Genomic DNA, 19,754 nt, shown 5'->3' on the forward strand with positions numbered 1-19,754 from the left:
CATTCCTTATCGGAAATGGCTTTTTCTTATGCTTGTATGAAGACAACCTTTAAATAGTTTCCTTCGGGATAATTCTTCGTTGTACGGAAATCCTCAGGAAGGGTATATTCTTCAAGTATCCGATAGGTTTGCCCTGCTTCTTTAAAAGCCTGCGCAATAAACCCTTTAAATTTCTTCATGCCAAATGCACTGCTATTCGTTGATGCCACAATGACGCCGTTCTCAGCTGTAATTTGGATGGCTTCTTTTAATAGCTTCTTATAATCCTTCGCCGCACTGAATGTGTGCTTTTTCGTTCGTGCAAAGGAAGGCGGGTCTAAGATGACGAGATCATAGGTCCAGCCTTTTTTCGCTGCAAACGGAAAATATTTAAAGACATCCATGACTTTGATATCCTGCCCGTCCACATCAATACCATTGACTTCAAACTGCTCAGATGTTTTTTTCAAGCTGCGGTTTGCAACATCCACACTTGTCGTACGGCTCGCTCCGCCAAGCGCAGCTGCCACTGAGAAAGCACCTGTGTAAGAAAATGTATTGAGCACAGTCTTTCCTTTTGCATAACGATCTCGGATCGCTTTTCTCACATGACGCTGATCAAGGAAGATACCCGTCATCGCGCCATCATTTAAGTAAACCGCCACGTTCATGCCGTTTTCTTTCACGATGAGAGGAAATTCACCTTTCTCTCCCTTCACAAAATCATCATCTTCTATATACTGTCCAGATGTATCAAATCGTTTCTTTTCATAAATGCCTTTATAGTCTGGGTATACGTGCTCAAGTGCAGCCAATACATATTCCTTTAATGTATAGACTCCTTCGCTATACCATTGGATGAGGTAGAATCCGTCATAATAATCAATCGTGACGCCGCCAATTCCATCACCCTCTCCGTTCAACACACGGAAAGCAGTCGTCTGAGCATCACGAAATAAATGCGTTCTGCTTTTCGCTGCCTGCTCAAGCCTAGAGACAAAAAAAGCTTGATCTATTTTTTCGTTCGCATCAAAGGTTAGGACCCAGCCGATACCTTTATTTTGTACACCATAATACCCTTTTCCTAAAAAAGTGCCCCGCTCATCCACCCATTCAATGAGCTCGCCTTCCCGTACACCGTTCACATGCGATACTGCATCTTTGGAAATGAGCGGATATCCCTTTTTCACTTGTTCCGCAAATGTTTGTTTTAATGAGATTTTTTTCATTTGTGTCATCCTTATCCTAAATTGACTCTCTCTATCCTACCATATGAATGTATACGTTACTTCTATTATGATAAGATGAGGAGAAAATTATCAACATGACATAGAGGAGGCACTTCGTTTGACGACATTACGCTTAGATCATACAGGTATTATGGTTTCGAATATTGATCAGTCCATTGATTTTTATGAAAAAGTGGTGGGCATGAAATTAAAGGACCGCATCACTCATACAAATGGAGTGATTGAGCTTGCCTTTCTCGGTTTTAAAGATGAAACCGAAACGGAAATTGAGCTCATCCAAGGCTACAGCAGTGACCTGCCATCTGAAGGGAAGGTCCATCATCTCGCTTTCACAACAGACAATATTCATGCTGAATTCAATCGTATTCAAAAGCTGCAAATTGAATTAATTGATGAAGAAATCACGACATTACCAAATGGATATTGCTACTTCTTTTTTAGAGGACCAGACCAAGAATGGATCGAATTCTTCCAGCGCTAATATTTCCTAGGAAATGGGGCCGCTAAATCTCTCCCATTTATTCATAAAGAAAAGAGTAAGAGCATATACATGCCCTTACTCTTTTTTATAACACTTTACTAAGAAATGATTTTGTACGCTCATGCTGCGGGTTCCCAAAGAGAGCTTCCGGTTTGTCTTCCTCAACAATATATCCGCCATCCATAAAGATGACACGATCTCCTACTTCTCTTGCAAAGCCCATTTCGTGTGTGACCACAATCATTGTCATGCCTTCGACAGCTAATTGTTTCATTACAGCTAATACATCCCCTACGACCTCAGGATCAAGAGCTGATGTCGGCTCATCGAATAATAGTACTTTCGGATCCATTGCCAACGCTCTTGCAATGGCTACACGCTGTTTTTGTCCACCAGATAATTGGTTAGGATAGCTTTGAGCTTTGTCTTTTAAGCCGACTTTTTCAAGCAAGTCTAACGCTTTTTCGACTGCTGCCTTCTTCTCGATACCTTTTACCTTGATCGGTGCAATCGTGATATTTTCTAAAACGGTTTTATGAGGGAATAAATTAAAGTGCTGAAACACCATGCCTACTTCTTGCCTTACTTTATTGATATTCACCTTTGGGTCTGTAATCGTGTGCCCGTGGACAACGACTTCTCCAGCCGTGATATCTTCTAATTTATTGAGGCATCTTAGAAACGTGCTTTTCCCTGATCCAGAAGGACCTATGACACACACGACTTCCTTTTCCTCGATGACTGCATTAATATCCTTTAACACTTCGTGATCGCCAAAGGATTTCTTTAAGTTTTTCACCGTAATCATACTCATTTGATATCAAATCTCCTTTCTGCGTAGCTAGCCAGTAGAGAAAGTAAATAAATGATCACGAAATAAATGACACCGACAATCAGCCAGACATTCAAAGGATCAAATGTAGCCGATGCTTGAACTTGCCCTCGCTGCATAATATCGGCAATTCCGATAATAGATAAGAGAGATGTATCCTTCAAGCTGATGATGGCCTGGTTTGTAATCGCTGGGAGCATGCGGCGGAATGCCTGCGGTAGGACGATAAAGCGCATGTTTTGCCCCCCTGTAAAGCCTAAAGAGCGCGCAGCTTCTGTTTGTCCTTTATCAATAGACTGAATCCCTGCACGAATAATTTCTGAGAAATAAGCCCCTGCATTAATCGCTACTGTAATAATCCCTGCGGGCACTCGATCAAGCGAAATGAATTCAAGTGTATTCAAACCAAAATAAATGAAGAATAGCTGTACGATAAATGGTGTGCCTCGAATGGCATTCACAAAGACGAGTGCGATGAAATTTAAGATTTTAAATGGTGACAGACGGAATAATGCCACAATTAAACCGATGATAAACCCTAAAATGATGGCAACAACAAAGATATATAAAGTGGTTTGCAAACCATCCATTAAATACGGAAATGCATTAATAATTGTATCCATGTTTCTCCCTCCCTAATTCACATACGGCTGACACATAAAGAAAGCGCGCTCGGAGCGCGCCTCGCTTGTGTTATGACTTCAAATATTTATCAATAATTTTGTCATATTCACCGTTTTTCTTTAGGTTCTCAAGGCCTTTATTGATCTTCTTCAATAGGTCTTGGTTTTTCCCCTTCATGACAGAGATACCATACTGGTCTCCATTCAAGCGGTCTCCAACTGTTTTCAATTTTAAATCTTGTTGTGCGATCGCATACGTAATGACAGGATAATCCTCAATTAAGGCATCTGCATTTCCGTTTGATACTTCCTGGAACATAGATGGGCTGTCATTAAATTGAACGACTTCATACCCATATTTATTAGCGTTATCAGCTGCGAACTTGGCACCAGTCGTTCCGTTTTTAACAGCTAGCTTTTTCCCCTTTAAATCATTAATAGATTTGATGCTGCTGTCCTTTTTCACAACAACTGTCAGTCCAGCGTCGAAGTAAGGATCTGAGAAATCTACTTTCTTCTTACGCTCATCTGTAATACTCATCCCGCCCATTCCAACATCAAGCTGTCCTGCCTGCATCGCTGGAATGATACCTGAGAAGTCCATGGCTTCAAGCTTCACTTTGAAACCTTGGTCTTTCGCGATTGCATTAATTAAATCAACGTCTATCCCTTCATATTTACCGCCCTTTTCAAATTCAAATGGCGGATAAGTTGTATCTATCCCGATTTTATATGTGCCTTTGCCTTCTCCCGAACCACTGTCCGATTTTGATCCACAGGCTGCCATGAAAAGCACAACAATTAGTCCCATGATCAATAACATCGATTTCTTCATAAAACACGACCCCCATTGTCAGTTTTGTCTAAATATTCGCAATAACAATAATACTATACCACGCTAAAGCTATAGTGTGTGATATTTTTTATCAATACCAAAGATCCATACAATTCTAGATCAATAGTCTCTTTAAATTTTACTTTTTTGCGAATAACTCATTTTATTCTAAAAGAAGAGTCATCCACAATTATAATGTGAGATAATCTCACAAAAAAACGAGGCAGCGCCTTGATAAATGATGTTTCTCCCTTGCATACGAAAGCAAACTCAACAACTTGCTTCCTCTCTATATTGATATTGTAATATATTTTTCCCAAAACCCTCTTTTTACCCGAAAAAATGTAAGCGTATACAAGAGAGCAGTGTCTCCCTATTTCTTTCACTACTGGTTGAATTTACATCAAAAAACATGTTTTACAAACTGCACGAGAGAGCTTAAAATATAAGAAGATACTGGAATATGGGAAGTTGATTCAGAAGAACGGATATTGATAGATGAAGAAAGGAGGATAAGAATTGGCAGAAGCAGGTGTTTTGTCGTCCGTTGATGTAGCGAATATGCTCAATGATTGGTATGTCATGATGAAAAAAAGAGAGATACAAGGTGCCATCCAGTTAAAAGAAGACATTCTTCAAGCGTTTGATCGGATGGAAGAAAATCAAGACGTCTTACTTTACTATCAACTGCTAGAGTACCGTTTTAAAGATCTAATAGAAGATACAGCTTCATTAGATCATAGTCTTTTTGTTGATGAAAATGCCATCCGTACGGATGATATGCTCAGTTATTATTTCTATTTCTTTAAAGGGATGTATGAAATGCGCAGAGGCAATCAGGATACGGCATTTCACCATTTAAAATTGGCCGAGGATAAATTAGATCTCGTGCACGATGACATTGAAAAAGCCGAATTTCATTATAAAACAGGGTGTCTTTATTATAATATTAGGTCCACGCTTCTCTCCATCCACCACTTAAAGGTGGCTTCATCTATTTACGACGCAGATCCATGTTATGTGAAAAAATCAATCAGCTGTCAAATGATGCTTGCTTTGAATTATGCGGATCAGTCGAAATATGATGAGGCAGAATCGCTGTTCGAAGAAGTGATTCATTCACTAGAACAGATGGAAGATCCAGATTTACTTGGACATGCTTATTGCAATGCAGCCTTTATTAAAAGTCTAAGAAATGAATACAGTGAAGCTGTGCCGCTCCTAGAAAAGGCTTTAATGATAGAATCATTCGAAACTTCTTCTCCAGGCGGCTATTTACTTGCCATGTACGCCTACACAAAAGCACTTTTTAAGCTGAAAAAGCTAGGTTTGTTCCACTATTATGTACAGCTTTCACTTCAAAAAGCAGAAAATTTAAAACAACGAAACATTTCACTTAAATTATCCATTTTAGAAACACTTATGATTCAGCCAGACAACATGATTGAGCAAATCAAGGCTTATTGCGATCAATTAGAAACAATGAATTTCCTTGTTGACCTTGAAGCTATTTGTCAGGATGCAGCAGCTTACTTAACGGATCTTGGGCTTCATGAAGAATCCTCTTATTTTAAAAACAAGGCGTTGTCCTTGAAAACTTGTTAAGAAAATGGAGTGATGTATGATGAAGAAATGGCTCATCACAAGTGCGATTTTAACCCTCTTGATAACAGGTGTTTCTGTTGGTACTTCCATTCAAAAAGACAGCCAATCTGCACAAATTCAAGATATTATTCAAAAGAGAGACCGTGGAACCAATCCTTAATATGAAAAAAAGCAGCTGTGATCAAAACAGCTGCTTTTTGATGTGCTAATCAATTTCTCGTTTAATATTCTGCATTTTTTCATCTAAGTAATGGGCAATATCTGCGGCTTCCTTCAGTTCATCAGTCAGCTGATGAGGAACATCGTTTTGCAGTTTATAATAGATTTTATGCTCTAGACTCGCCCAAAAATCCATCGCAATGGTCCGCACCTGAATCTCAACCTTCACATGCTCCACACGATTTGTTAAGTAGACAGGTATCTCAACAATTAAATGAAGGCTTCTGTAGCCATTTGGTTTCGGATGTTGAATGTAGTCCTTCACTTCAAGGATCTTTAAATCCTCTCTTTGCCTCAATACATCCATAATGTTATAGATATCTTGAATAAAAGAACAGATGATGCGGACACCTGCAATATCATGGATATGCTCCTTGGCACATTGTGTCGTGATGTCGCATCCTTTTCTTGCTAGTTTATTCACTATGCTTTCAAAGGATTTAATTCGTGATTTTGTATGCTCTATTGGGTTGTGTCCATGGATTAAATTATACTCCTGGCTGATAATTGAAAACTTTGTATCCATTTCATCTAACGCAAATTTATATACTAATAGTTCATTTTTCCAGTCTTCCATGACATTTTTCAAATCTTCTACATGAGTTGCTGACATATTCATTTTCTTTTTGTCATCTCCTTTTGGGAAACGGCAGCTGCACCGCTTTCCGTTTACTAGACGGAGAGAGGACTCGAATGGTTTTAAAAAATACGCAGTTAGCCTCGTTGTTTGTAATATGTCAGCGCCAGTGCAAGGGCCAGCACAGAGCCTTTCACAATATCCATTGCATAATAAGGGACAGACATCATCACAAGCCCATTTTGTAAAATACCAATGAGTACAGCCCCGATAAAAGTGCCAAATGCGTTTGGCTTACCTGCTCCCATAACGGAAAAGCCGATAAAAGCAGCCGCTACTCCATCCATTAAATATGGTGCACCCGCATTAATTTCTGCTGTCATCACCCTTGATGCAAGTACGATACCGCCGATCGCTGCAAATAACGCAGAAAGCAGATAGGCCGCAATTTTGTATTTGTTCACATGTATGCCAGACAAACGAGCCGCTTCCTTATTCCCACCGATGATGTACATGAATCGGCCGTGCTTTGTGTAGGTCATGAAAACATGCGCAAATAGTACAATGGCAGCCATAATAAGAATGATATATGGCACCTGTCCAATTTTGCTGAAAAAGGCAGGAATCGTTCCCGTTGAGAACGTGCCATCGGGAAGCACCATATTTTCAGAAATAGTCGCCCCTTTCGTATACGTTTGAGCCAGTCCTTGAATGATAAACATCATGGCTAATGTCATGAGCATATCTGGAATTTTCATTTTGACGATCATCCATGCATTTATCAATCCAACAATGATAGAAGCCGCTAGTGCAGAGAGGATTGCAATCAGTGGGTTTTGCGAGAACCATACGAACATAGAAATGACAATCGCATTTGATAGCGTAGCGACTGATCCAACTGATAAATCAAAGCCGTTTACTGCCAATGAGATAGTTAAGCCCACCGCAATGATGGTCACAATTGAGATAGACCGTAGAATATTGATGATATTTCCTGATTGCAAAAACGCTGGATTCGCTGCCGCAAATACCACAATCAACACGACAATGGTTAAGATCGTCCCATATCGATAAAAGAAATCAAACAGATGAAAGGATGGCCGCTGTTTTTTGATTTGCTGCACAGGGGCTGGAATTTGTTGTTCGCTCATGATTGTCCTCCTGTTGAATGATATAAAAGCTCCTCTTCAGTCGTCGGTGCGGTCATTTCCCGGGCAATGCTGCCATCATATAACACGTATACTCGGTCAGCGATACCTGCAATCTCTGACAGCTCACTCGACGCATAAATCACAGATTTTCCGCGGGCGGCAAGCTCTGCAATCAAAGTGAAAATATCTTTTTTCGCTCCAACGTCTACACCTTTGGTTGGTTCATCAAAGAGATACACATCTGCCTCAGCCAGCAGCCATTTTCCGATAGCAACCTTCTGCTGATTTCCACCCGATAGGTGCTTCACCTTTGCTTCAAGCGACGGCGTTTTGACACCAAGTCGTTTGACGATTTCGTCTGCTTCCCGCTTTTCCTTCGAACGATGTAAGAAGCTGAATATCCGTGAAAATGAGTGAAGACTTGCAGCCGTTAAGTTCCACCCCACGCTCTCTTCGGTCAGGATCCCTTCTTTTCTCCGCTCTTCCGGCACAAGTGCCATTCCAGCTCTCACCGCTTGATGAGGCGATGTGATGCGGATGGTTTGACCATGAAGCTGCACGGTCCCCGTCTTTTTTTCTTCTGAGGCACCAAAAAGGGCTTTGCACAATTCTGTTTTACCAGCACCGACAAGTCCTGCGATCCCGAGAATTTCTCCTTTTTTGACATAAAAGTGAATGTTGTTTAATTTATGTTGATCGTTTAGCTCTTTCACTTCAAGCACAATAGGTGCATCTTTCAGTGGCCTGCGAGACGGGAATTGCTCCTCTAATGGTGCGCCTAGCATTTCTTCAATGACCTGCTGCGGATTTGTGTCTTTGACAAGGTGAGCTGTGACATCCGTTCCATTTCGCATCACAGTCAATTCATCACAGATGGTGAAAATTTCAGGCATGCGGTGAGAAATAAACACGATCCCCTTCCCATTCTGTTTCAACCGATCAATCATTGAGAATAATTTACTTGTTTCTGCATGACTAAGCGGAGCCGTTGGTTCATCTAAGATTAAAATGCTGCATTTAATGGAAACGGCCTTGGCAATGAGCACCAACTGTTTTTCGGCAAGGGTCAGATCGCTGACAAGTCGTTTTGTGGAGATGTCGATGTCCATTTCTTTTAATAGTTGAGCCGCCTTGCGATGCAGCTCTTTCCAACTGACAAATGTTTTTTTCTCAATCTCATGCATCATCATATTCTCACCAACACTTAAGTAGGGAACAAGCGCCGTATCCACTTCTTGGTGGACCGTCTGCACACCATATGAGGATGCATCCTTTGGGGTTTGAATGGATGCCGCCTGGCCATTGATGTAGATGGTCCCGTCGAAGTGGGAATGAGCGCCAGAAAGAACCTTCATTAACGTTGACTTCCCAGCACCATTTGCTCCAATCAGTGCATGGACCGTCCCTTTTTTTAATGTGAAATTCACTTGATCTAACGCTTTGACCCCTGGGAATTCAATTGAAATATTCTTCATACGAACAAGCGGCGCTGTCATAGGTGTCCTCCTTCTCTTGATATCATCTGAAAAACGAAACACCCTCTATGAAAAGAGAGTGCACGTCGTTTATTTTGCATAATGCTTCTTCAAAGTCTTCATCCAATCTTCCTCAAAAGCAGTCGATGAACCGAATCCCTTCACTTCGTCTGCAAGATTGACCATGTTAATGGCTTTTCCTGCTTGTTGAAGCTGCTTTTGCGAGATGAGAGAGGCCTCAAGGTCATAGGAAGACGGTGTTTTCTCACCAGCTATTTTCTTCGCAAGAATCCTCACGTCGACTGCGCCGATGAGCTTCGGATCAACCGCTGCTGTATACTTCCACGGACTGTCCTTCGCCGTCATTGCTTGAAGATCCGCATTTGATACATCAATCCCATAAATCTTCACTTCTGTTCTTCCTGCTTCTTTTAACGCTCTTGCTGCCCCAATGGCAAAGGCATCCCATGTGGCAAAAATAGCGTCCAGCTTGCCCTTTGGATACTTATTCAGCATGGCCGCTACTGCATTTTGCGTTTGAACAGACGTATCAGAGGAGGCAATACCAAAGCGGTCAAGCTCCTTAATTCCTGAATGTTGTTTAAGCGTTTCTTGATAGACCTTATTTCGTCTCACCATTGGCGGGAATCCATCTACCCACAGGTACGCAATATTTGCTTTTCCTTTAAAATCAGACACGAGCGCATCTAATGATTTTTTCGCTAATTGTTCGTCATCTTGAGACGTCACTGTGACCCCTTTGATGTCCTTCAGCTTAGGATTCGAATCAAACGCTACAACTGGAATGCCTTTCGCTGTGATCTTTTTCACATCAGCGACTGTCGCCTCGTCGTCCCCGTGAGAGATGATAAAACCGTCATAATTTTCTTCAAGCGCCTGAGAGATGGCATCATGGAACTTCGCTGTATCTCCATTTGCGGTGTAGACATCTACCGTAAAGCCGAGTGCTTCACCTTCTGCCTTGGTTCCAGCTAAAAATTGAGCTGTATGATCGTCTCCTCCAATTTTGCGGATGACTTTAATTTTTGCTCCCTGTCCCTTTGCAAATCGCTTCGGTACATTGTCAAAAGAGACTTTTTCGTTCGTATTTGCCTTTGAGCCTGCACTTGATCCAGTGCCGCAGCCTGTTAATAGGATGGTTAATGCCGTTAATAAGACAAGACATGATGTAAAATGCTTACGCTTCATTGCTGTTCCTCCTCAAGTTGTTTTGATTTTTCACATCGGAAAACTAGGTAAAAAAGTGGAAATACGCCTGTAAAACAGGCATTTGATTTGAAAAAAGAGACGAAAAAAAGCCTCTCTTGGAAAGAGAGGCTTGATCACCGTTGCATGAAACATGTATCGGGAAGTCTTCCTCTCTTATCTGTCAAAGCTGTAACAGCTTTGCAGGAATTAGCACCAATTTCTAAAATAGAAACGGTTGCCGGGCGTCATAGGGCCAGTCCCTCTGCCTCTCTTGATAAGAGATCCGTTATGAAATTTGTTTTCGTTGAAATGTCTTCTTTACTTTAATGTGATGTCACATCAATGTCAATGACTTTTTTGAAATTTTCTAAAATATCATCAGTTTCCGATGATTTTCTTCGCAGGTGATGATTTCTTCAGACGGAAATCATATTTTTTCTCATTCACAAATTGCGGGTTAAGATGTGCTGATCCTTTATCTTGACCGCTTTTAGAGAGATACGTTTTGTAGCCTTCCAGCCATTTCCCGTGCCATACCCACTGTGATGCTTTTGCACCTTTGCGGTCATCATAAACGTTCTTCTGGAAGGTATTCTTTTGGTTCACTGGATAAAGATTCACGACTAAATAATGCGAGGCACTAGCGGTCATGATATTATTCGTGATTCGATTGTTCACTGCTTGATACTGCATCAGCAATTGACCGCCTTCTAAACCGGCTGTGTCATTTTTGTACAAAGTATTATGTGAGATCGTCGTATTGGTTGTACCGCCACGCTTCTTATCATAGCCGCCAATAGAAATGCCTGTATAACGGTTCAAATACACTTGATTGTGTTCGATGCGGATGCGGTCCGCCATTTTTCCTTTATGTTCGCTTGTGACTTCAATCCCTAAGTCATTGTGATGTGAGATGTTATGATCGATCACAATGTCTTTTCCGCCATCGACATAAATTCCGCCAGCAGAAATGTCGCTGCCATAGGCCGGGTTCCCTGCACTCGTAATCTCATATACTTTGTTTCTTGAGACGACACCGTTTCTGACTTGATCATACTTTTTAGAGGGTGCCACGTTCTCAAATCCAATTAAATCAATGCCAATATTATCAGTGTGCCGGACCGTATTATGTGTCACACGGAACTTTTTCACGTTCCCATTTAGCACAAGCGCTTCACTGAAGCCCAGCTTTAATTTTTCAACGGTATTTCCTTTGATTTCAATGTCTTCAATCGCTGCTGGAGCTTTTGTCCCATAGACAGCAATTCCATGTGCATTTCCATTTTCATGTTTCGTCTGAATATCATACACTCGGTTATTAAGCAGTTTGACGCCTTTGCCGCTTCCTTTGATGAAAATACCAACTGGTGTTAAATCTTCTTTATTCGTCTTAAGATGTCCTACAGTCAGGCCTTTGAGGGTGATGTAGCTCTTTTGATCGATCGTGACAAGACCGCCATCGGCTTGATTTCCTTTAAGGGAAGCCCCGCTAATCACAGGTTTTTCTTTTCCATAAGCTTGAAAGACAACGGGTGCTTTCTTTGTTCCTGAATGGCGGACAATCAATTTTTCTTTGTATGTACCGCCTCTCATGTAAATGGTTGCCCCAGCCTTCGCCATACTTGCTGCTTTTTTCAGCGTGCGGAAAGGTTTTTGCTTTGTTCCCGGGTTTTTGTCGCTTCCGTTTACCGCTACGTAATAGGCTGTGCTTTGCTTAGCGCCAGCCTCATCTGTCATCGCTTGACAGCCAAAGCTGATGACGGTCATGAATAAAATGAGTAAAATGCCTGGTATCGCTCGTTTCATCTTGTTGTTTGCTCCTTTCCCTTCTCTCCTTCCTTTATCGGTTAAAAAAAAGAGGATTAAAATATGACGATGTCCCTTGCAATGTACTAGTCAAAAGGTGTATGGTTGAAAGAATATCTTACAGGAAAACCATTCGTTTTTAAATTGTCAGATTAATCAGTTAATAACGCATTTGGATTTTATTTCTTTTTTTAAAAGGGGTGACATGAGCCAAACTGACAGCAGAGAGAAGGAAAGCGCTTTAACAGATTTTTCTTGTCTGAATTACAGAAAACCTATTGCTAATATTTTGTGAAGGTATAGAATAGAATCATAATTATTTCATATTATTAGAATTTTCAAATAATCAAACAGCAAGGAGATTTACAATGCCAAAACAACCCATCCGCGTTGAACTTAGTTCAACAAAAAAACCAAAACCTCAATCTGATCAACTTGAATTCGGAAAAATCTTCACAGATCACATGTTTGTGATGGATTATTCAGTTGATAAAGGCTGGTACGATCCAAGAATTATCCCTTATCAAGCCATTCCAATGGACCCAGCGTCGATGGTCTACCATTATGGTCAATCTGTTTTTGAAGGCTTGAAAGCTTATGTTTCTGAGGATCAAAAAATTCTCTTATTCCGTCCGGAAAAAAACATGGAACGCTTAAACAGATCCAATGACCGCCTGTGTATTCCGCAAATTGATACAGAAACAGTATTAGAGGGCTTAAATGAACTCATTCGTATTGATAAGGATTGGGTACCTGATGCAGAGGGAACTTCCTTGTATATTCGTCCATTCATTATTTCCACTGAGCCGTATTTAGGCGTTGCACCGTCTAGCACGTATAAGCTGCTCATTATCTTATCTCCTGTGGGATCATACTATAAAGAAGGCATTCATCCGGTTAAAATTGCAGTTGAAAATGAGTTTGTCCGTGCCGTTAAGGGTGGAACAGGAAATGCCAAAACAGCTGGAAACTATGCCTCAAGCCTTAAAGCACAGCAGGTTGCTGAAACGAAAGGATTTTCACAGGTTCTTTGGCTTGATGGGGTCGAGAAAAAATACATTGAAGAAGTCGGCAGCATGAATATCTTCTTTAAAATCAATGGCGAAATCGTGACGCCTGAATTGAACGGCAGCATTTTAGAAGGCATCACACGCAACTCTGTGCTTGAACTGTTAAAGCATTGGGGAATTCCAGTAACAGAGCGCAAAATTTCAATTGATGAGTTAATTGAAGCACATCAATCTGGCGAGCTTGAAGAAATTTTCGGAACTGGAACGGCAGCCGTGATCTCTCCTGTCGGGGAATTAATTTATCATGATCAGCCATATGTGATCCAAAATGGTCAAACAGGCGAAGTATCGAAGAAATTGTACGAAGCCATTACTGGCATCCAAAAAGGGACACAGCCAGACATCTTTGGCTGGACAGTTGAAGTTGACTCAGTCGTCAAGCAAGCATAGCATATAAAAAGAACCTTTCAATCATGAAGGGTTCTTTTTTGTTTATTTACCTCTCTTTTATCCCTTATAATGGGAAATACACATGAATAAGGGGAGTGATGGTATGTTTTTTACTTATCTACTAGCATTCTTTGGAATCTGCATCGGATCGATGATCGTCGCCACTGGTTTCGACGATTCACCTTTCCTCACCCGGTTTTTATTTAAGGCTCTTGGAATCTCTATCCTTGCCCTTTCCATCTCTTTTGTAAAGGTCCGACGAAAGAAGTTACAGAAACAAAAGCGAAATAGACTTAGTTGACCCGTCTCTTCCCATCAAATCGTGCACCAAAACAAGACCGATACCCCAACAATCGCCCCTGCGTATATCCACTGTTTCCTTTTGATGCTCCGCTTTTTTTCGATCAGTAAAAAGATCTCTGGCAAAAAGATGATCATGATTTCTAGGATAAAGACAAGATAATAAACAAGCGGCATTGGCTGGAAATCAAATTTTCTTGCATCTCCTCCAATCGTTGCAAAATACATCAACAGATTGGTCACGGGAATGGTAAAACAAACGAGCAGGCGGAGAACATAGGTCCACACATATTCCTTATGCCGAATGAGGCCAACAAATGAAGCAATAAGGCCATACAAAAACAAGATCACTGTACCATAACTCATGACAGGCTGTACGACAAATCCGTAAAACATTAAACCAATTGCAACCATATTCCAACAGTCCTTTCTTTGAAGCCATACATGCTGTTTTTTCTAATCATACACTTCTTTCTCCAGTTTCCATATGGGGCAATCAAAAAAATGACCCCATTAAAGGGGCCATTATGTGTTAAGCATTGACTGATTTGAAGAATTGCGGTAAATGCTCACGATGCGCTTCGAGCATTTCGTCTAAAATTTGCTTTGCAATGTCGTCAGATGGGACGAGCGGGTTGATGGTCATCGCCACAAGAGCCGTCTCGTAATCTCCAGTCACAGCCGCTTCTGCTGCCACACGCTCGAATGATTTGATTTGTTGAACGAGTCCTCTTACAGCTACAGGCAGATCACCTATCGCGATTGGTTTTGGTCCGTCCTTCGTAATGATACAGTTTACTTCAACCGCTGATTCAGCCGGAATGCTGGCAATCGCCCCTCTGTTCACTGTATTGACTGGTTGAATGTCGTGCTTATCATTATAGATGGAGCTGATTAAGTTACAGGCCGCATCGCTGTAATAGGCCCCGCCTCTTTTTTCGAGCTGTGGTGGTTTAATCGACAAATCAGGATCTTTATAAAGCTCAAATAATTCCTGCTCGACCTGCTGCACAACCTCTGCTCGTGTTCCTTTCTCTTGAGCCGCCTTTTGCTCTTCTTCCAGCATATCTTTCGTTTTATAGTAATAGCGGTGATACGGACATGGGATGACCCCTAATCCTTTCACAAAAGAAGGCTCCCAGTTTTTCGCTTCAATGTTTTTCATGGACCACTGGCTGTTTGGATTTCCTAGTTCATCAAGCACTTGATCCATAATGCTGACCCCGTCTAAATATACGTCTAATCCATAGACCATGTGATTGAGACCGGCAAACTGTACCTCGATGCGTTCAACGTCCACATCAAGCGCTTTGGCAATCCCCATTTTGATCCCAATCGGCACATTGCATAGACCGACCACTTTTTTTAGATTCGTGTAGCGTAAAACAGCTTCTGTGACCATGCCGGCTGGATTTGTAAAGTTCACAAGCCATGCGTCTGGGCAAAGCTCTTCCATATCCTTCACAATGTCTAGAATGACTGGGATGGTCCGAAGGCCTTTAAATAAACCGCCTGGTCCGTTCGTTTCCTGACCGATGACGCCGTATTTAAGCGGTATTCTCTCATCCTTTGCCCGTGCTTCCAGCAGTCCTACACGAAATTGTGTCGTCACAAAATCTGCGTCCTTCAAGGCCTCCCGGCGATCAAGAGTCAGGTGTACCTCAATCGGCAGACCTGCTTTTTCAACCATACGTTTCGCCAGAGCGCCTACGATGTTTAACTTTTCCTGACCCGCTTCAATATCCACAAGCCATAATTCTTTTACAGGCAATTCTTGATATCGTTTAATAAACCCTTCGACGAGCTCAGGCGTATAGCTCGATCCACCGCCTATTGTGACAATTTTGATTCCTTCTTTCATGAATTGACACCTCCGAGTTGCTTCATTTTTTCATGGAGCTCGATGATTTCTGCTGCGAGCTCCTTGACGGTCATTGCGTTCATGAGATGATCCTGCGCATGAATCATTAAGAGACTAATTTCCGTCTTTTCGCCCCTGATTTCTCCTTGGATCAGCTCTGTCTGTGCGTGATGCGCCTCATTTAACGCGTCTTGTGCGTCCTGCAATTTTTGCTTCGCCTCATCAAAGTTTCCTTGTTTTGCACATGTAATGGCCTCCATCGCGGAGCTTCTGCCATTTCCGCCGTGCAGGATGAGTTGAAACACAATTTGTTCCATTTCCATCGGCTGCATCCCCCTTGTTCCCTCTATTACATGCTGACGACATTTTCATCAGTTGATGCTTTTGTTTCTAGCTCACTTTCTTCTTTCAATTTCTGCTTATCCCACATTCTAAAGAATGGGTAGTATAGAGCAAATGACAGCGCAAGGTTAATCAGCTGCATGACAGCACCAGAGATTTTGCCTCCTGTGGCGAGATAGCCTGAAATGATTGGCGGCATGGTCCATGGGACAGCAATCCCGGCTGGTTTTGCCACAAGCCCTGTGCTCATTCCGATATATGTGGTGATGATCATCATGATTGGCGTAAGGATAAACGGAATGAGGAGCATTGGGTTCATGACAATCGGCATTCCAAAAATGATTGGTTCGTTGATGTTAAAGATGGCTGGCCCAATGGCAAGGCGGCCAAGCTGTTTCATTTGTTTACTTCTGGCGCGTAAGATCATGGTCAGCACCAAAGCAAGCGTTGCTCCGCTTCCGCCGACGTTGATGAAGATTTCAAAGAACTGCGCTGTGAAAATATTCGGCAGTACTTCTCCTGCTTGGAATGCAAGACGGTTCTCATCCATTGCACCGAGCCAAATTGGCCCCATGACGCCGCCGACAATGGTTGCTCCGTGAATACCACATGCCCAGAGGAGCATTTGCACACCCATCGCAACGATACTGCCGCCTAAGCTGCCACCAAGAATCGATAGCGGTGTGCCAATTAAGACCGTGATGATATTATGAATACTCTCAAAAGGTGTCATCTCAATCACAAGTCTAGCGACCCAGATCAGGGTGATGACCACAAAACCTGGAATAAGTGCAATAAACGATTTACTGACTGCTGGCGGTACACCATCAGGCATTTTGATAACAATGTTCCGCTGTACAATGAAGCGGTAAATTTCGGTTGAAAGCATGGCAATAATCATGGCAACGAATAAACCTTTACTGCCCATCAGTGTGACAGGAATTCCCCCGCCAACTAAGATAGCTTCTGTTGAGCCTTCAGGTGTGAAAGGTACTTGATATGGTGTAGCCAAAAGGAAAGCCGCAACAGCGATCGCACCAGATGATAGCGCATCAACGGCATACTTTTCAGCAAGCCTGTAAGCAATCCCGAAGGTCGCAACAAGTGCCATAATGTCAAAGGTTGCATTAACAGGATAGGATAGTTTCGTGGCCCATTCTGCTCCGAAGATACTTGCCATAAAATCGCTGTATCCTGGAATCGGAAGGTTGGCTAAAATGAGAAACAGTGAACCGACAATAATGAGAGGCATCGTTAAAACAATTCCGTCACGCAATGCTTGTAAATGTCTTTGAGCGGCAATCTTCCCTGCAAACGGCATGACCTTCTCTTCTAGAAATCGGTTGAATCCATTCATCCCCTCCGCCCCCTTTATCCGTTCACTAACTGTTCAGCAGATTTTAAAACCTCAGCGCCATTACAAACGCCATAATGCACAGTATTAATCACGTCTACTGGGATTCCTTTTTCTTCTCCGAGCTTTTTCATTTGTGGTAATAAATATCGAACCTGAGGTCCTAATAAAAGCACATCGGCTTGATCAATATGATTTTTCGCAGAATCTCCTGATACTGCCCAAATACGATATTCTTTTCCTTGTTCTTGTGCGCTTTTCTCCATTTTTGTGACAAGTAAGCTTGTGGACATACCTGCTGCGCAAACCAATAAGATGTTCATGTGTAAACGCCCCCTTTTCAAAGTGTGAAGCTATTCTTTACACTTTCATCATATTATGAAACCGCTTTCATAAACACCCATACTTTTTCCTTTAGGAAGCGGAAAAAGTTAATATCACACAGTTAGTTCTTGTACGAAGGAACCTTTTTATACATGATATCAAGCATGTCTTCAAATGTATCACAGGCGATCAGATGCTGAATGAATTTCACATTATGCACAAGCTCTCCCAGCAGGCGGTACATGCCTTTTAAATCTTTGGCATTCTCTTTTTCGACACAAAGCAGGCAGACAAATTGAACCTTTTTCTCTCCCCAAATGATTGGTTTTTCTAATGTACATATCGCCCAAAACGTCTCATCTGTCAGCGGCGTCATCGGGTGCGGAATCGCTGTATAATGTCCGAAAGAGGTTGGGGCAGCCTCTTCTCTTTCCATGACAGATGGTGTGAGTTCAGCTGGCGCTAAGCCCATATCGATGACTTTTTGCGTTAAAAAGGTGATGACCTCTTCCTTTGTTTGAAAGGCGCGTTTTGTAAAAACCAATTCCTTTTTCATATATTGAGAGGCCAATGTCACCCTTGTTTCACTCGTCAGAGCTTCTTCAATTTTTAAAAAATCACTGCCTCCCAATATGGTGTTCACTTGAATGACTGGAACCGGTAAATCCATATGAATTGGGATCGTTGTAATAATCAAATCCAGGGCATGCAAAGAGACATGCGGCAGCGAATATAGCTCTGCTGTTCCTAAAATGGTCAGCTTTGACCCAAATTGTGACCGCAAACGATCCTGCAGCAGCCTTGCACTCCCTGCACCAGACGCACAGACAATAAGACACCGCTTCGGCGGGATCTCCATTTTCCTCCGCTCTAAAGCCGCACCAAAGTGAAGCGCCATATATCCGATTTCGTTCTCATGAATACTCAGCCCTTCCTCTTCTTCAAGGACCCTGCTGGCGATAATCCCCGCTTCAAAAGCAAGGGGATACCCCGCTTTTATTTCATCAAGCATCGGATTTCTTAAGTTCATTCCATATTTACATCGGTTGATGGCAGGCTTTAAGTGCAGACTGAGTCCAATCATTAGTTCCGTATCACCGGCTAAATCAAGCTGCAGTTTTTGATCAATGGCCTTCAGCATGAGCTGTACAAGCCGGCTCGTTTCATCATCTACAATTTGTTTTTGACCGTTCGAGGAAAAGGACTGTACCATTTTGGCTGTTCCTAGCAAATGAATGGTGATATAGACAATTTCCTCTTGTGGAAATGAGACATCCAGCAGCCCTTCAAGACGCTCCACCATTTTTTTAGCGACCTTATATTCCTTTGCCCGCGGAATTTCGCTGATTTCCTCTGGAAGAACAGATACATAGTTTCCGTGTCTAATTCGTTTGCAGGCAATGGCGACATGAACGATTAAATTATTCATGCAAATGTCTGATAGATTCATACCTTCCTCATTGATATAATTGATCATTGTTTTCTGAATCAATTCGAGTTCATGCTTTGGCAAAATAGTAACAGCTGTGTTCAGCATCGTTTGATAAGAACGACGTTCATTGAATAAATATTCTGACATACAATAACGGATTTTCATCTCTGATCCCTTGATTCGGCAGCCTTTGCTAGGCTTCGCTTCCAGCTTCAGATCAAAGGGCTCCAGCTTACGTTTGACCGATTTCACATCGTTGCTCATCGTTGATTTACTAATAAACAGCTGCTCCTGTAAATCCTCCAGCTTCACATAGGATTCTGCCAAAAGAAGCCTTTTTAAAATAAACCGAACACGCTCCTCTGGCAGCACAGCAAGCGGCTCTTCCTGCTCGACCTCCTCCTTCATAAAACGGCGAAAGGCATTCTCATCGTTGATCAGCAGCTCATAACCAGCTCCTCTAACAGCTGTTACAGCCGCTTGGTAAGGGGCAAGGCGGTCGTTCAGTTCCTTTATGTCTGTACGAATGGTGCGGCTTGTCACTTGTAAACTGGCAGAAAGTGCAGCGCTGGTGAGCGGGGTCTCAGCTGCCATGAGCTGACTTAAGATGTGCGCCAGTCTTTTACTCAGCATCAGATC

The 19,754-nt window shown here is 42.1% G+C and carries 19 protein-coding genes and 1 riboswitch; of the genes, 4 read left to right on the forward strand and 15 right to left on the reverse strand.

Features of this window, described 5'->3' with window-relative positions; all coding sequences use genetic code 11:
• Positions 1–26: 26 nt before the first annotated feature.
• Positions 27–1,208 (reverse strand): class I SAM-dependent rRNA methyltransferase, encoded by a 1,182-nt coding sequence (locus AAYR28_RS17705; protein WP_065214931.1) that lies wholly within the window; start codon positions 1,206–1,208, stop codon positions 27–29.
• Between the two features lie 118 nt (positions 1,209–1,326).
• Here AAYR28_RS17705 and AAYR28_RS17710 point away from each other — a divergent pair, with 118 nt between their 5' ends.
• A complete protein-coding gene (locus AAYR28_RS17710; RefSeq protein ID WP_024423854.1) occupies positions 1,327–1,710 on the forward strand; it encodes a VOC family protein in 384 nt (127 codons plus the stop codon).
• Positions 1,711–1,795: 85 nt separating this feature from the next.
• Here the strand turns inward: AAYR28_RS17710 and AAYR28_RS17715 are convergent, their stop codons facing one another.
• The 3 genes from AAYR28_RS17715 to AAYR28_RS17725 all read right to left on the reverse strand — a co-directional run bounded on the left by AAYR28_RS17715 (position 1,796) and on the right by AAYR28_RS17725 (position 4,000).
• Positions 1,796–2,524 (reverse strand): amino acid ABC transporter ATP-binding protein, encoded by a 729-nt coding sequence (locus tag AAYR28_RS17715; protein ID WP_034281322.1) that lies wholly within the window; start codon positions 2,522–2,524, stop codon positions 1,796–1,798.
• A complete protein-coding gene (locus AAYR28_RS17720; RefSeq protein WP_024423856.1) occupies positions 2,521–3,165 on the reverse strand; it encodes an amino acid ABC transporter permease in 645 nt (214 codons plus the stop codon). The genes AAYR28_RS17715 and AAYR28_RS17720 overlap by 4 nt, the downstream gene beginning before the upstream one ends.
• Positions 3,166–3,235: 70 nt before the next feature.
• Positions 3,236–4,000, reverse strand: coding sequence for a transporter substrate-binding domain-containing protein (locus AAYR28_RS17725; protein ID WP_120207939.1), 765 nt, complete (start codon positions 3,998–4,000; stop codon positions 3,236–3,238).
• A gap of 519 nt (positions 4,001–4,519) precedes the next feature.
• Here AAYR28_RS17725 and AAYR28_RS17730 point away from each other — a divergent pair.
• Together AAYR28_RS17730 and AAYR28_RS17735 are read left to right on the forward strand one after the other, a co-directional pair.
• On the forward strand, positions 4,520–5,605 hold the full coding sequence (locus tag AAYR28_RS17730) for a Rap family tetratricopeptide repeat protein (RefSeq protein ID WP_120207941.1): 1,086 nt from the start codon (positions 4,520–4,522) through the stop codon (positions 5,603–5,605).
• Positions 5,606–5,624: 19 nt separating this feature from the next.
• Entirely contained in the window at positions 5,625–5,765 is a 141-nt protein-coding gene (locus AAYR28_RS17735) for a hypothetical protein (RefSeq protein ID WP_183002026.1), read from the forward strand.
• A 45-nt stretch (positions 5,766–5,810) separates the two neighbouring features.
• Here the strand turns inward: AAYR28_RS17735 and AAYR28_RS17740 are convergent, their stop codons facing one another.
• From AAYR28_RS17740 to AAYR28_RS17760, 5 genes are all read right to left on the reverse strand, one after another.
• Positions 5,811–6,443 carry a GTP pyrophosphokinase gene (locus tag AAYR28_RS17740; RefSeq protein WP_025093809.1) on the reverse strand — a complete coding sequence of 211 codons (633 nt, stop codon included), beginning with the start codon at positions 6,441–6,443 and terminating at the stop codon, positions 5,811–5,813.
• 95 nt (positions 6,444–6,538) lie between these two features.
• Positions 6,539–7,552 (reverse strand): ABC transporter permease, encoded by a 1,014-nt coding sequence (locus tag AAYR28_RS17745; RefSeq protein ID WP_061110245.1) that lies wholly within the window; start codon positions 7,550–7,552, stop codon positions 6,539–6,541.
• Positions 7,549–9,048: a sugar ABC transporter ATP-binding protein gene (locus AAYR28_RS17750; RefSeq protein ID WP_061110246.1), complete on the reverse strand. Its 1,500-nt coding sequence runs from the start codon at positions 9,046–9,048 to the stop codon at positions 7,549–7,551. Before AAYR28_RS17750 ends, AAYR28_RS17745 begins: the two co-directional genes overlap by 4 nt.
• Before the next feature lie 69 nt (positions 9,049–9,117).
• A complete protein-coding gene (locus AAYR28_RS17755; protein ID WP_061110247.1) occupies positions 9,118–10,236 on the reverse strand; it encodes a sugar ABC transporter substrate-binding protein in 1,119 nt (372 codons plus the stop codon).
• A gap of 171 nt (positions 10,237–10,407) precedes the next feature.
• Positions 10,408–10,517: riboswitch (SAM riboswitch) on the reverse strand.
• Between the two features lie 97 nt (positions 10,518–10,614).
• Positions 10,615–12,042: a right-handed parallel beta-helix repeat-containing protein gene (locus AAYR28_RS17760; protein ID WP_345808891.1), complete on the reverse strand. Its 1,428-nt coding sequence runs from the start codon at positions 12,040–12,042 to the stop codon at positions 10,615–10,617.
• A 368-nt stretch (positions 12,043–12,410) separates the two neighbouring features.
• Here AAYR28_RS17760 and AAYR28_RS17765 point away from each other — a divergent pair, with 368 nt between their 5' ends.
• On the forward strand, positions 12,411–13,502 hold the full coding sequence (locus AAYR28_RS17765) for a branched-chain amino acid aminotransferase (protein WP_024426445.1): 1,092 nt from the start codon (positions 12,411–12,413) through the stop codon (positions 13,500–13,502).
• Positions 13,503–13,817: 315 nt separating this feature from the next.
• Here the strand turns inward: AAYR28_RS17765 and AAYR28_RS17770 are convergent, their stop codons facing one another.
• From AAYR28_RS17770 to AAYR28_RS17795, 6 genes are all read right to left on the reverse strand, one after another.
• A complete protein-coding gene (locus AAYR28_RS17770) occupies positions 13,818–14,216 on the reverse strand; it encodes a hypothetical protein (protein ID WP_211043693.1) in 399 nt (132 codons plus the stop codon).
• A 118-nt stretch (positions 14,217–14,334) separates the two neighbouring features.
• Complete coding sequence (locus tag AAYR28_RS17775) at positions 14,335–15,663, reverse strand: 6-phospho-beta-glucosidase (RefSeq protein WP_041118210.1); 1,329 nt, start codon at positions 15,661–15,663, stop codon at positions 14,335–14,337.
• The gene (locus AAYR28_RS17780; RefSeq protein WP_025093804.1) at positions 15,660–15,986 is read right to left on the reverse strand and encodes a PTS lactose/cellobiose transporter subunit IIA; all 327 of its coding nucleotides are present in this window, start codon (positions 15,984–15,986) and stop codon (positions 15,660–15,662) included. Before AAYR28_RS17780 ends, AAYR28_RS17775 begins: the two co-directional genes overlap by 4 nt.
• Positions 15,987–16,012: 26 nt before the next feature.
• Positions 16,013–17,362: a PTS cellobiose transporter subunit IIC gene (celB, locus tag AAYR28_RS17785; RefSeq protein ID WP_024423868.1), complete on the reverse strand. Its 1,350-nt coding sequence runs from the start codon at positions 17,360–17,362 to the stop codon at positions 16,013–16,015.
• Between the two features lie 14 nt (positions 17,363–17,376).
• Positions 17,377–17,682, reverse strand: coding sequence for a PTS sugar transporter subunit IIB (locus AAYR28_RS17790; RefSeq protein WP_024423869.1), 306 nt, complete (start codon positions 17,680–17,682; stop codon positions 17,377–17,379).
• 122 nt (positions 17,683–17,804) lie between these two features.
• A complete protein-coding gene (locus AAYR28_RS17795; protein WP_345808892.1) occupies positions 17,805–19,748 on the reverse strand; it encodes a BglG family transcription antiterminator in 1,944 nt (647 codons plus the stop codon).
• Between the last annotated feature and the right edge of the window lie 6 nt (positions 19,749–19,754).

The sequence above is a fragment of the Bacillus safensis genome (assembly GCF_039619585.1).
GTDB classification, from domain to species: domain Bacteria; phylum Bacillota; class Bacilli; order Bacillales; family Bacillaceae; genus Bacillus; species Bacillus safensis.